At 38.4% G+C, this 13,199-nt stretch carries 14 protein-coding genes and 1 other annotated feature; of the genes, 3 read left to right on the top strand and 11 right to left on the bottom strand.

Going from position 1 to position 13,199, the window contains the following annotated elements; translation table 11 throughout:
* Nucleotides 1–18: 18 nt before the first annotated feature.
* From citF to F3D3_RS10890, 5 genes are read right to left on the bottom strand one after another with little or no spacing between them, the layout of a single operon-like run.
* Nucleotides 19–1,236 (bottom strand): citrate lyase subunit alpha, encoded by a 1,218-nt coding sequence (gene citF / locus F3D3_RS10905; RefSeq protein ID WP_306455949.1) that lies wholly within the window; start codon nucleotides 1,234–1,236, stop codon nucleotides 19–21.
* Nucleotides 1,237–1,277: 41 nt separating this feature from the next.
* A complete protein-coding gene (locus tag F3D3_RS25035) occupies nucleotides 1,278–1,493 on the bottom strand; it encodes a hypothetical protein (protein ID WP_306455948.1) in 216 nt (71 codons plus the stop codon).
* Nucleotides 1,480–2,388, bottom strand: coding sequence for a CoA ester lyase (locus F3D3_RS10900; protein WP_069873853.1), 909 nt, complete (start codon nucleotides 2,386–2,388; stop codon nucleotides 1,480–1,482). Before F3D3_RS10900 ends, F3D3_RS25035 begins: the two co-directional genes overlap by 14 nt.
* The gene (gene citD / locus F3D3_RS10895; protein WP_069873851.1) at nucleotides 2,385–2,648 is read right to left on the bottom strand and encodes a citrate lyase acyl carrier protein; all 264 of its coding nucleotides are present in this window, start codon (nucleotides 2,646–2,648) and stop codon (nucleotides 2,385–2,387) included. The genes F3D3_RS10900 and citD overlap by 4 nt, the downstream gene beginning before the upstream one ends.
* 21 nt (nucleotides 2,649–2,669) lie before the next feature.
* Complete coding sequence (locus F3D3_RS10890) at nucleotides 2,670–4,952, bottom strand: hydratase (protein WP_084388966.1); 2,283 nt, start codon at nucleotides 4,950–4,952, stop codon at nucleotides 2,670–2,672.
* Between the two features lie 210 nt (nucleotides 4,953–5,162).
* Between F3D3_RS10890 and F3D3_RS10885 the strand changes: the two genes are divergently transcribed.
* Entirely contained in the window at nucleotides 5,163–5,360 is a 198-nt protein-coding gene (locus F3D3_RS10885; RefSeq protein ID WP_069873850.1) for a LysR family transcriptional regulator, read from the top strand.
* Nucleotides 5,361–5,485: 125 nt separating this feature from the next.
* Nucleotides 5,486–6,082 carry a LysR family transcriptional regulator substrate-binding protein gene (locus F3D3_RS10880; protein ID WP_255364386.1) on the top strand — a complete coding sequence of 199 codons (597 nt, stop codon included), beginning with the start codon at nucleotides 5,486–5,488 and terminating at the stop codon, nucleotides 6,080–6,082.
* Between the two features lie 29 nt (nucleotides 6,083–6,111).
* Here F3D3_RS10880 and argS read toward each other — a convergent pair whose 3' ends face one another.
* The 5 genes from argS to F3D3_RS10860 form a co-directional block, all read right to left on the bottom strand.
* The gene (gene argS, locus F3D3_RS10875) at nucleotides 6,112–7,872 is read right to left on the bottom strand and encodes an arginine--tRNA ligase (protein ID WP_069873846.1); all 1,761 of its coding nucleotides are present in this window, start codon (nucleotides 7,870–7,872) and stop codon (nucleotides 6,112–6,114) included.
* A gap of 50 nt (nucleotides 7,873–7,922) precedes the next feature.
* Nucleotides 7,923–8,126: a binding site (T-box leader), on the bottom strand.
* A gap of 67 nt (nucleotides 8,127–8,193) precedes the next feature.
* Nucleotides 8,194–8,511, bottom strand: coding sequence for a hypothetical protein (locus F3D3_RS10870; RefSeq protein ID WP_069873845.1), 318 nt, complete (start codon nucleotides 8,509–8,511; stop codon nucleotides 8,194–8,196).
* Between the two features lie 191 nt (nucleotides 8,512–8,702).
* Nucleotides 8,703–9,758 (bottom strand): ATP-binding protein, encoded by a 1,056-nt coding sequence (locus F3D3_RS10865; protein WP_069873843.1) that lies wholly within the window; start codon nucleotides 9,756–9,758, stop codon nucleotides 8,703–8,705.
* 92 nt (nucleotides 9,759–9,850) lie between these two features.
* On the bottom strand, nucleotides 9,851–9,994 hold the full coding sequence (locus F3D3_RS24115) for a hypothetical protein (RefSeq protein ID WP_175438352.1): 144 nt from the start codon (nucleotides 9,992–9,994) through the stop codon (nucleotides 9,851–9,853).
* A complete protein-coding gene (locus tag F3D3_RS10860) occupies nucleotides 9,991–10,875 on the bottom strand; it encodes a LysR family transcriptional regulator (protein WP_069873841.1) in 885 nt (294 codons plus the stop codon). The genes F3D3_RS24115 and F3D3_RS10860 overlap by 4 nt, the downstream gene beginning before the upstream one ends.
* Before the next feature lie 151 nt (nucleotides 10,876–11,026).
* On the opposite strand from F3D3_RS10860, the gene F3D3_RS10855 reads away from it, so the two are divergent.
* Nucleotides 11,027–12,235, top strand: coding sequence for an MFS transporter (locus F3D3_RS10855; RefSeq protein ID WP_069873840.1), 1,209 nt, complete (start codon nucleotides 11,027–11,029; stop codon nucleotides 12,233–12,235).
* A 60-nt stretch (nucleotides 12,236–12,295) separates the two neighbouring features.
* Here F3D3_RS10855 and yeiL read toward each other — a convergent pair whose 3' ends face one another.
* On the bottom strand, nucleotides 12,296–12,976 hold the full coding sequence (gene yeiL / locus F3D3_RS10850; RefSeq protein WP_069873838.1) for a transcriptional regulator YeiL: 681 nt from the start codon (nucleotides 12,974–12,976) through the stop codon (nucleotides 12,296–12,298).
* Between the last annotated feature and the right edge of the window lie 223 nt (nucleotides 12,977–13,199).

Genomic DNA, 13,199 nt, shown 5'->3' with positions numbered 1-13,199 from the left:
GTGTTTCCGGTAAATCTTCTAGTCGAAACTTCGTCTCGCCTGATGCGTTTGCGTTTTATAAATTAAATCCATCACAGTGCCATCTCTATATTCGATCACACCGACAATTTCATCCGTGTATTGGATCTGCTCTGGTTTCCCAGTAAGCTTCTCGACGAGTTCAAGATGGTCGTCTATTGATATGGTTTTAATCCCCGCTTGATCCAGCATTACTTGAATGTCTTGACGTTTAGGATTAACACTGATCCCGCGTTCTGTCACAAGAACATCTACCGTGTCTCCTGGTGTTACAATATTAGTGACTTCTTCGACCACAATAGGGATACGCTTACGCATGGTTGGCGCAACAACAACTGTCAATTTTGCACCTGCTGCTGTATCGGGGGCACCACCAAGTGCACCCATAATCACCCCTGTAGAACCCGTTAAAGAATTTATATTGAACTGCTTATCAATCTCTGTGGCAGAAAGAATCATGACATCTAATTGATGTGCTGAACACGCCTTATTGTGGGGATTAGCATACATAGAGACCGACATTTCAATATGGTTAATATTATCTCTAATAGAGTCAACTGCTGCAACATCAAATGTTTGGGTGTCTAACAATGCTTTAAAATAGCCTTGTTCTAAGAGCTCCACTAGATAGCCTGTAACCCCACCAGCTGCAAAACTGCCCACTATATTATTTTCAGACATATACGCTTTTAAATACTTGCAAACCGCTAATGAAGCACCTCCAGATCCAGCTTGAAAAGAATAGCCTTCTTTGATATAGCCTGAAGCAATGAGGACTTCCGCTGCTCGTTTCGCAATTAACAAATCTGTAGGATTTTTAGTCACACGCGTAGCACCCGTTGCAATAAGCGCTGTATCCCCTATGCTCTCCACTTCAACAATATAATCAACGTACTGCATCGGAATGGCAATTTTAGAAAGTGGAAACGGACAGATATGATCTGTAATGACCACGACCTTATCCGCATACATGGCATCCACCATAGGATAACCCATTGAGCCAAATGCAGATTTTCCATCAACGCCATTCATATTGCCCATAGGATCACATGCAGAAGCACCAATAAAAGCAATATCAATTTTGACTTCTCCAGCTTCTATCGCTCTTGCTCTACCCCCATGTGTTCTAAACACCACAGGTTTTCCAAGTATATTTTCTGTGGCTTGTGCTCTGCCAATTTTACCACGTAAGCCTGACGTGTGTAACCCCGTTACCACACCACTTTTTATATGATCTATAAGCGGTTCATGTGCATTCGTCAGTGATGATGAAAAGAAATGGTCATGCCGTTTTGAATACCCGATTTTTCAAGCACTTCTTTAATATTAGAAACCATTTTGGATTCACCTGGTTTTGATGAGCTCAATTTTGGACCATATCTATGTGCTAAAGGGGCTGTTACAAAAGGCCCAGCATAGGGTTTAACGGCGCCATAACCTTCTATAAATTTAGGCAAATTTTTATTTGAACTCATAATTACCCGCACCTCCTATTTGGATACCTGCACCTACTGCCAACTCTAAAATGCGCTCTGCTTTTGCAATGACGGGTATATCAATCATTTTACCGTCCACGACAATAACGCCACCTTTTCCAATATCCGCATTCTTGGCAGCTTCTATGATTTTTATAGAGGCTTCGATATCTTTTTGATTTGGTGTATAGATTTTATGAACAAGTTCAACTTGACTTGGATGTATGCAAGACTTACCTGCGAACCCCAAATTTTTAGCGCTTTCAACTTCTTTGATAAAGCCTTCTTCATCCTCGACATCGGCATAAACCGTATCAATGGCATCCACCTCAGCAATATTCGCATTTAACGCCACTGTACTTCTCGCCAAAAATAACTCGCTCCCCGCCTTGGTGCGATCGGTTCCCAAAGTTCTTGTGAAATCTTCCGCTCCAAATGAAATGGAAGTCACTCTTTTAGAAGCTAGGGCTATTTCTAACGAGTTCACAACGCCTTTGGGCGTTTCAATCGCACATTGAATTTTAACGGAACCCGCCTCAATCTTGTGCTCATTTTCAACTTCGGTTAAAAGTGCATCTAATTCTTTTACATCACTTGCTGATTCACACATAGGCAGTCTAAGTCTTCTGAGTCCAGCAGGTACAAGTGCTCTAACATCATCTGCTCCAAAATCCGTATAAAGTGCATTAATGCGGGCAAAGATTTCCACTTTACCGTAATCAACGACTTTTAACGCTTCCACTAACAAATCACGCGCAGCACCCTTTTCATTGAAGGGAACTGCATCTTCCAAATCAAAAATAATGCAGTCTGGTTCATAAATCATGGATGTAAATAAATGTTTCGGTTTGTTTGCAGGGCAAAACAACATCGTTCTTCTCAAATGTTTTTTCATGCGTTCACCTGCTTGAGTGCTTCACGAATAGCAGTCTTCGTGCGCGCCTTGATTACGAAATCCAAGGCACCAAAATCGTTGACATCAATGGTTGCATTTTCAACGTTCATTTCCAAACAACTCTCTTTAACAGCTGCCTCTATAAGACGTCCGAACAAAGGTTTATTCTTCGATTTTAAATTGACCACAATGCCATTGCCTTCTAACAAAACGGATACCGTGACATCAGAGGCATCTTCTGTTCCACATATTGCTCTCATCGTTTCCTCCTAGCTGCAAATCTATTGATTCGTACGCGTTTCTTTATAGTAGTTTATAAGACATCCTGAAACAATGATCTCACGTTCATCTTGTGTGAGTGCATCCATGCCAATCTCAAAAGGCGTTATCACTTTACCAATGACATAAGCGGTCATCGTCGCATCACCCTCTAGAATTGATTTTTTTAAGTTCGGTATAAATACATAATCCCCCATTTCAAAACACGGCGTTTCCTTAAGGATAAATGGCATCATTCCCCAGTTAATGAGGTTAGAACGATATCTCTTTGTGGCATACTCATATGCGAAGTTTGCCCATGCACCGAGCACTTTCTGACACGATGCTGCATGTTCTCTAGCCGAACCATCCCCTGGCTTCTTCGCAAAAATAGAACTGCCATAAGAGGTGTTATTAGAATTCACTTCAAACCCAGCTGCTTTAATGGCTGTAAACACCTTTTCAAATGCCGTATCATTATCCTCTAATAGAGCCTCTGCTTCTGTCCTAATGGCTTTCGCACGACTTACATATTGAGGGTCTCTTCTGGAAAGCGTAAACTCAGAAAGCTTGTAAGGATCTGATCTATAGGAAGAAGTTTCACCTGAAGGGATTATTTCATCGGTTGTCGTCACTTCATCAAAAATCATTGCAGAAACTTTAAGGAGCATATGCGCTTTCATAGGGAACATCGTTGGCCAATCCTTGATACTTGGTCCCATGAGTAATGACTTTTCCTTTTCTGGATGTGCAATACCATCGTAATTCCGCTTTGTATAGATTTGTTTATTAAATTTATAGTCTAATGGGCTATAAGTGACTTCTATTTCATCGGCACCAGTGAGTTTACCACCATTCACAGCAGTTGCTGCAATAGATTTTGCATCCATTAAGGCAACAAAAGACATTTGATTACCCGTCGGTTTTGACCCTTCTCTATTTGGAAAATTTCGAGTCGTATGTCTTATTGAAAATTCATTATGTGCTGGCGTGTCACCCGCACCAAAACAAGGTCCACAGAATGCAGAACGCACAATGACACCTGCATCCATCAATTTGCCGACAGAACCATTTTCCACAAGCGTTCTGTAGGCAGGTTGGCTCCCAGGATAGACACTTAATGAAAAGTTACCATTGCCTATAGAGTTGCCCTCTAAAATATCTGCTGCAGCTACGACATTATCAAACGTGCCACCTGAGCAGCCCGCTATTACACCTTGATCTACATAGAATTCGCCATCTCTATATTTTCCAAGTAAATCAATGCTACCCGCTCCGCTGCAAAGCGCTTTGGCTTCATCTTCAATTTTCTTAAGAATTTCAGGTGCATTTGCCCTAAATGCCTCAATGGTGTATACATTGCTCGGATGGAAAGGTAGCGCTATTGAAGGTTTGATTTCGCTCAAATCGACATATACCAACCCCTCATAATAAGCAACTGACTCTGGATTAAGAGCTTTAAAGGCATCAGCTCTATCATGAATCTCAAAATAGGCTTGAACTTTTTCGTCTGTACGCCAAATTGAAGACCAACAAGTTGTTTCAGTTGTCATAACATCAATGCCATTTCTGAATTCAATATCAAGTGCAGAAACACCATCACCGATGAATTCCATCACTTTATTTTTAACGTATCCGTTCTTAAAAACTTTTCCGATGATCTGTAGAATGACATCATGCGGCCCAACACTCTTTGAAGGTTTTCCTGTCAAGTAAATCGCGATTACCTCAGGGCGGTTAATATCATAAGTTTTACCTACCAATTGCTTAACGAGTTCTCCTCCGCCTTCTCCAACAGCAAGTGTCCCCAGTGCACCATAACGTGTGTGTGAGTCTGAACCCAATATCATCTTGCCACAACCCGCCATCATCTCGCGGTTATACGAATGAATGACTGCCAAGTGTGGCGGTACATATACACCACCATATTTTTGCGCAGCAGATAAGGCAAATTTATGGTCATCCTCATTGATGGTCCCACCCACTGCACCTAGGGTATTGTGGCAATTCGTTAAAATATAAGGTATTGGAAACGTCTCCATACCACTTGCTCTAGCCGTCTGAATAATCCCCACATAAGTGATATCGTGAGAAGTCAATGAATCGAATTTTAATTGTAATGCTTCGTCAGAATCTGAGACATTGTGATCAGAAATAATCCCATAAGCCATTGTGCCCTTTTTAGCTTCTCCTTTTGAAGTCGTATAATGAAAATGTGATTTAATCTCTTCTAAAGCACCAGCTGAATCTTCAACAATTTCAGTACCGTCAATCAAATATACGCCGCGATCATACAACTTAATCATAGAAATCTCCTTAAAATAATCATTGTTGGTTAGCGTGTCAAAATCCCAAAGTGAGCAACACACTACTATTGTTATGGCTTTGTAAATGAATCTTTTTCTCTAATTAATTCTATGTTATAATAGGTTTGATTATATGTAAAATAATTATATCCGATACTTACTATAGCTTTTAACTATACCATTCAAACGCTTTTAAAAGAGGTATAAAGTATGAGATTGACCGACTTAAAGTACATAAGAGTCGTTGCTGAAGAGGGTAACATTTCAAGAGCTGCATCAAAACTCTATATATCACAGCCCTCTCTAAGCAACGCCATTAAAAAAATTGAACAAGATCTAGGGGCATCCATTTTTTCTAGAACTAAAAACGGATTGGTCCTGCGCATATTGGCAATAAATATTTCATGATGGCAAATAGTATCCTAAAAATATATGCTGACTTTGAAAATGAAATCCACGATATGGATCAATTGGCAAATGGGCGCATCCATTTTGGCATTACAAACTATGTGGGCTGATTACTTTTACCTTCTCTGTTGCCAACATTTTCAGATATGGCACCAAACATTGAAGTCACTTTTGAAGAGAATCACACCATGGAACTTATCGAAATGCTTAAGCTCGGTAAAATAGATTTTGCTGTCCTTCACATTGACAAAGCACATAAAGAAGATGCTTCCCTTAATTTTAAATATATCCGATCATCACGCTTTTTACTGGCAACGTCTAAAAATCATCCGATCTGTATAGAGTTTAAAGCAGAAACTCATCTCAAGTACCCTGCTATTGATTTAAAGGCCCTTGAAAATGAACGCTTTATCCTAACAGATCACGATCAAATGAGCCGAACTATAGCCCGCCGCATCTTCAAAGTCGCTGGCATTACACCTGCTAAAACCCTTATCACACGAAATATTCTCACCGCTTCCAAACTAGCAGAATCCGGTTTTGGTGTCACTTTCTTTCCTGAAATGTATCTCAAATTGATCAACTTTGAAAACAACATTGACCTTTATACCGTAGGAGATGATGCCTTTACCAGTTGGGATCTCGTTGTTGCGACGCTTAATAACGATTATCAGCCTAAAGCAGCATCTGCTTTTATTAAATTAATTGAAGATTTTGCATGATTTTTAAACAACAGCTTATTGCCATCTTTTCACATTTTCTCTAATGCTTCAATCCCCAATAACCAAAGACATTCTTCAAGAACTTCTCTCGTGAGACACAATAAATTCATCAATTCGGATTGGCGCTTTACGGAATTTTTGAGCACATGGACTTCATGATAAAGCGTATTGAAGGTCTGAGCCACATCAAATGCGTAGTCGCAAATCTTAGAGGGCTGATACGTTTCAGTCGCCATATTAACCCAATCACTAAAAGTAGCTAGCTTGAGCATTAAAGTCTTCTCTATCGCCGTTTCACCATTAAAATATTCAGCTGCTTTTACGCCCTTTTCAGAAAGTTTATTGAGAATGGATACGATACGTACTACCGCATATTGAATATAAGGGCCTGTTTTGCCTTCAAAACTTGTAAATTGATCGATATCAAACACATAATCTTTATCTGACTGATTGGATAAATCTGCAAATTTCAAAGCGCCTACGCCAATTTTTAATGCAGCCTGCACTTTCTCGTCTTGAGAATCAAGCTGACTGTATTTCTCCAATTTTTCCAGAGCACTTTTTGTAATGATTTCAACTAAATCACTTAAAGCCATCGTACCTCCATCACGTGTTTTAAAAGGCTTGCCATCTAAACCATTCATAGTCCCAAAGCCTATAAACTTTAGTTTGAAAGATGGAGGTGCAATATGAGACGTACGCGCCACTCTAAAAACCTGTTCAAAGTGCAAATCTTGGCGCTTATCAACCACATAAATAATCCCATCTAGTTTCTGATCAAGCGTTCTTTGATAAATCGTTGCAAGGTCAGTTGTTGCATAAAGTGCCGCACCATTTGCCTTTTGCATGATACAAGGAGGCATTGGCTTTTTATCAGATTCAGTGCCCACATGCACGACTTTTGCCCCTTCACTTTCCACTAGAAGTTTCATCTCATCAAGGTGATTTAGAACTGATGGTATAACCTCTTGACTATCACTTTCTCCAAGCCATAGATCAAAGTGAACTTGCAAATGATCATAATTTCTTTTGAGATCTGATTTTGAAACAGCCATGATATGATGCCAAAGTGCCAAATAGCCTTTGCGCCCTTTTTGAAGTTCAGCAGTTGCCTGAGCCGCCTTCGCCTTAAAGGTTTCATCAGATTTGCTTTTGATATTGGCCTGAGTATATAATGCCGTCAATTCTGCAATATCAAAGGGGGCTTGCTCTGGATACCCGTCTAATTCAGTTTCTTCAAAGTAGGGAAGATCAGCATCTTTGAGTCTAACCATCTCTATAACATAACCCATTTGGAGTCCCCAATCCCCAAGATGAATATCACCGATGACATTGTGTCCACTAAAATACAGCATTCGTATAAGGCTCTCACCAATAACAGCAGAGCGCAAATGGCCCACATGTAGGGATTTTGCCACATTTGCACCTCCAAAATCGACTAGCAAATTTTGAGGATTGTCACTTAATTTATATCCTAAACGCTCCATTTGGTTCATCTGTTTTAAACGCTCCGCAATCCAATCGCTAGAGAGTTTTAGATTCACAAATCCCGGATTTTGTGCAGTAACTTCCAAGAAAATTTCCTGTTTTCCAAGTATTGTAGCAACTTTTTGAGCCAATTCTATAGGTTCTTTGTGAATACTTGCTGCACATTTCAGAGCAGAATTACATTGAAAGTCACATAAATCTGGTCTTCTAGAGTAACTCACTTCAATTGATCTGGAAGAAACACCTGCTTCTTCAAATGCCATCGTTAAAATTGTTGATAAATCATCAAGTAATGTCTTCATTGTGTTTCCTCCTTCTCCAATTTTTTAATAAAAAAAAGCCCTGTCTCATAAAAAGAGACGGAGCTTATCCGCGGTACCACTCTTGTTAGTGCATAGCACTCACTCGAAACCTATAACGGGGTTACCGTGCTTATTTTGCTAGGCTCAATAAGCAACCTCCGAGGCCCTTTTCCAGAAAATTTTAGTCATGGGCTCACACCATTCCCCACTCGCTTGGACTTCATAGTCTGTACTTTTCTCATCACAGGTTAATATTTCAATTATATTAGCATATATTATAGAGCTTGTAAACCATGAAGATTAACAATCATAATCACAATGCTATTTCTCAAACGGCTCAAGAAATCGTACAGTTTTTCCAGTAGATTTTGCATATGCTATTTCGGATTTAGTACTACTTCCAACATAACCGTTTTTGTTGATTACAAATATTTCATTTGCCATATCGATTTTTCGCTTATGCATATCATCAAGCATTTCTTTAGTGCCTTCTTTCCACACTTCATCATCACCAGAATGGCCAAATAACCCGACAGAAATTACGATATTTCCTTGAAGTGTTAATTCCTTTTGAACTTGCAAAAATTCTGTTTTAAATTTAGTACTACCGCATAAAGTAATCACATTATATGCTTTCATCTAGCCCCTCCTTGTAAATGTATCAATACTAGTGTCTTATAATAATTATGCTCTATTATATTCAGTAAAATCAAGTATTATTCTACTAGACATAAATAAGCCCCCTTGTTAGTCATCTCAAAGATGACAGGTAAAACTGCGATAAAATTTGCACAGCTCCATACACAACTGGATACGATTGCGAAGAACACTCACTTTTTAGATTTATATAATGTATTTTTACCAACGCCAACCTTGATAATTACGCCTTTGTCAATGAGGTCATTAATCAACTGCGTTGCTTTTGTCTTACCTACACTCATATATGTTTCTACCGCTGCACGACTTATCCCATTTGTTGACTTTATATAATTAAACAATTTTTCTTCTTCAAGTGTTAATGAGAGCTGTTTTACATTCGTCTCCATTGCTTCTATTGCCATTTTCAGTCTAGGTAAGATGACTTGAATTGAGTTCTCATATATCTTAAATTCTGGGCTCTGACTAAATGTTCTATAGGCATCTCTAATGCGTCTAACACCTGTTCCCACTTTTTCAATAATTCTGCATCTTAAAAATATATCTGCTATTATTCGGTTTCTGGCATTCGAAAAATTGCCATTTACATATTCTTCTTTTGAAATGCCTACTGGCAATCCTCCAATCGATGTAATCTCAATTCGATCTTCAAAAATCTCAACTCTATTATGCCCTCTTTTGCTATAGTCTCTATGAATAATCGCGTTTGCGACCGCTTCTCTGTATGCTTCTTCAGGAACTTCATCAAACGACTCCCGGTATGCGCCTTTTATCATATCACCTTGATTAATATGTTTTTTATAAAACAACATTGCCGTTTCAAATTCTTCAACAACAGAAACTGACTTTAAGTTTATTCTGTCCATGAAATTCAACATAGATTGATCCGCATAACAAATAAAGTCCATTCCTCTATCCATAAATGAATTTGAATCTGCAACAATTGCTGCTGCATTTGTGTATTTGTCATTTCGAATAAGTTCAAGGGATTTGAGAATATCTTCACTAACCTCTGTTATACCAAGTTTATCCGCGAGTAAACTTTCCAATTTTCTAAATTTTAAATTTTCGCCTATAACACGACCATCATCTGTAATGCCTATGATAATTTTGCCATCATGGTAATTTGAAAATGCAGACACCGTTTTCAATATTGTCTTAGAATATCTTTCTTTAAATTCAACGTACTTTGTTTCACCGCGCACCAGTAAGCTTAAAATATCAGACATAGACATCACCTCACAAATCGAATTCGACCGAAAGGTCGAAAAAAATTCGGCCGTGTTCGAATGCGGTCGATCTGTTCTATATCACTAATTTTCTAATAAGTCAATTTTTCACTTGACCATTCTCCGTTGAATAACTCGTGACTAATAGTCGCTTGATAAGGCGGTTCAATAAAGTATTCTGCTTTCAACGTTTTTTTATGATCGGACACCTCTAAAATCATCCATTTTTGATTCAAATATTGTACTTAAATTCATCCCATTCTGGAATCAATTCTAAAAAACGCTGTACGACCTCAGCGTTTGCTCTAGATTTATTTATAGCGATATAGCTTGAAAGCTTAAGTGGTTTAACGCCCTCTATCTCGATTTGCTTCATGCGCCCTTCTGCGATATCTTCCTTAACCAAAAAATCTTGTAAAAAAGCACAGCCGTAACCCCTTTTGATGTGATCGCGTAATTGAATGCTACTGTTAATGCGTAATCTCGGTCTATAGTTTGTAGGCAAAATTTCATCAAACCACTCCTGAAGTTGTGGATTATGACTGATTACAGAAAGGTCGATTTCGGATAACTGCTCCCTTTCAATTTTATGACCAATTGGATAATCACTTGGCGCCACCAGTATCATATGATAATCCATATAGGGTCTCACTTCAATTTTCCTTGAAAGGGGTTTTCTGTTTAAAAATCCAATATCAATTTCACTTTCAATGAGCATATCCACCTGAATCTCTGAAATCTTAAACTCAATATCAACCTCATACATAGGATATTTATTATAAAATTCATTGACAATACCAGCGATTTTCCCCCTATAAATACTGCCCACGTTGCAAATTTTAAGCTTATCCTCATAAATCCTTATCGTCTTGAGCTTTTCTATCCCCATTTGTTCATTTTTAAGTATTTTTTCGGCATGGGGCAAGAACACACGACCAGCATGTGTCAACTCGACCAATCGTTTACTCCGATTGAACAAGGTTTGGTCCAAATGTTTTTCAAGTTCAACGATACGTGATGAAACCGTAGATTGTACCACGTTAAGCTGTTCAGCTGTTTTTGAAAAACTAAGTGTTTTAGCTAGAGTCACAAATGTTTGATAAACGTCCGTGTTCATACAGGTCTCCTTTATCGATAAAATCGATTAATTGCATCGTATTTATTTGTTATACAATACTATTTTTTTTTGCTAAAATCAAGTCTACAGGATATCCATATAAAGCTAAACCCTATATCACATCATCGGTATCCATTATGGAGGTTAAGTCATGTTTCAATTTTTCAACGAATATAAAGGCCTTCCTAGAGAAGTCTATGTTCTATTTATCGCCAATGTCATCAATCGATTTGGCGATTTCGTCAGCCCTCTTTTAGCATTGTATCTCACTCAAAAGCTGAGTATGTCTGTGACGGAGTCTAGTATTGTGGTCACACTTGCACTTGTGAGCCGAATGCCGGGCTCACTTATGGGGGGAAAACTCGCCGATCACTATGGCAGACGTAAAATTTACCTTATCATGCAAACCATTGCCGGTCTGACACTCTTCCCCTGTGCTTTTATTTCAACACCACATGTCATCATTATACTATTAATCACTTCAACCTTTTTCAATGGCGCTGTTAGACCTGCACTAGATGCATTGGCAATTGACCTCATGCCCGTTGAAAAACGCAAGCTTGGGCTCTCATTGATGTACCTCGGTATCAATATCGGCGTAGCCGTTGGACCTGCCCTAGCGGGTCTTCTATTTAAAATCAATTTGCCTTTATTCTTCATGATAGATGTCCTCACATCCCTCATTGCCGTTATGCTGGTCTTTACATTCATCAGTGAGCACTATATAAAAACGATGATCAGCTCACATGTAGATCCCGAAACTTTATGGGTCAAAAGCAATGCCACAACAGCTTCTATTTTAAAATCCAATAAAAGATTGGCGACTTTTATCTTGATTACATCTGCATTCTCCCTGATCTATGTACAAGTCAAATTTTCTCTGCCTCTATTATTTGCCTATGCCTTTAACGACAACGGTTCTGCCTTGCTGGGTACTATTTTCAGCATCAATGCCTTTACGGTGATTTTAAGTACTTCATTCATTACACTTAAAACTAAAAATAATGCCACTTCTGTGAACATTATTCTCGGAGGTATTTTTTATGCAGTTGGTTTTGGACTGTATGCCATTATATCAGGCTACCTTTTCTATGTGCTCGCCACAATCACTTGGACCTTCGGAGAAATCCTCATGGCTACAAATATTAAAACTTATATTGCAGATCACACGCCAACTGATTTTAGAGGGCGAATCAACGCACTTTATCTCATCTTAAAAGAAGGGATGAATGCACTTGGCGTACTCCTAAGCGGATGGCTCATTCCCATCATAGGTCCAATTCAAATATGGTGGTTCGTGCTGGGAGCTTCTCTTTTCCTAAGTCTTCTCATATTCCTAGATAATAGAAAAGAACTCTAGCAATTGACAATCACATTGAAGGCATAATCATTTTGTATTAATTTAAAGCAACTTTATCTCCTAAACATAATCCCCAATCTCTATATCTTTAGCCAAAATGGCTAACCCTTCCGCATCAATTTTATAACCCTTCTTCTGCTTTGCGATTAGACCTTCTGCTTGAAAATTATAGAATGTATGCAACAAATGTCTATAGCTAACGCCTAAAAATTCAGCTGTTTCCGTATGTTTTTCTTGGTAAATGCCTTTATTAGAAGACATTAAAACATGAGCTGCAAGGCGGTTTTTGAGCTCATAATTTTGATTTTTTGAGTTAAACCACGTTCGCTTTAATAATTTTTGACCAATATAACGACTTAATGCCAATAGAAATTTGTCATCTTTTAAAAGAATGGCTTTTACATCTAAAAACGCAAGTGAAATGCAGATACATTCTGAAATTGCGACCACATCTTTAGGTTGTTTTTCCACATCAATAAGGCTCAACTCACCAATGAACTCATCGGGCATCACAAACTGAATAATGGAGCGTTTGCCATTTTCATGTACCAGTGATGTTTTTGCCCTTCCTTTTATAAGATAGCGCAAGTGACTGATTTCTTCATTAAAATAAACAATATTTTCATTTGCTTCAAAGATTTCAACCTGAATAAAAGGATATACAGATTCAAATAAGTCCTTATATTGCTCAACCTTACTTTTTAAAGCGCTATCCAGCATTTCAACTTTACATCTTTTCATAAGCACGCCTCCGCTACAAGCTCCTAAATTTTAAGTTTTATCTATCCTATATGCGCTTGAGTATCAAAACTGACTTTTGACACTCTAACGCTATTATCTCATACTAGCAAAACAGCCTCAAGTGAAGACTGTTTTGCTTTTTAACTATTAGGGCTCACCTCTTCACTAAAAAAAGACAGTTTGACAGTTTGACTATTATGCATTACAATATAGCTAGGTATTA

Origin of the sequence: Fusibacter sp. 3D3, assembly GCF_001748365.1 — a bacterium.
In the GTDB taxonomy this organism is placed as follows: domain Bacteria; phylum Bacillota; class Clostridia; order Peptostreptococcales; family Acidaminobacteraceae; genus Fusibacter_A.
The sequence above is the reverse complement of the archived record's forward strand: the minus strand, read 5'-3'. Positions and strand labels throughout refer to the sequence as shown.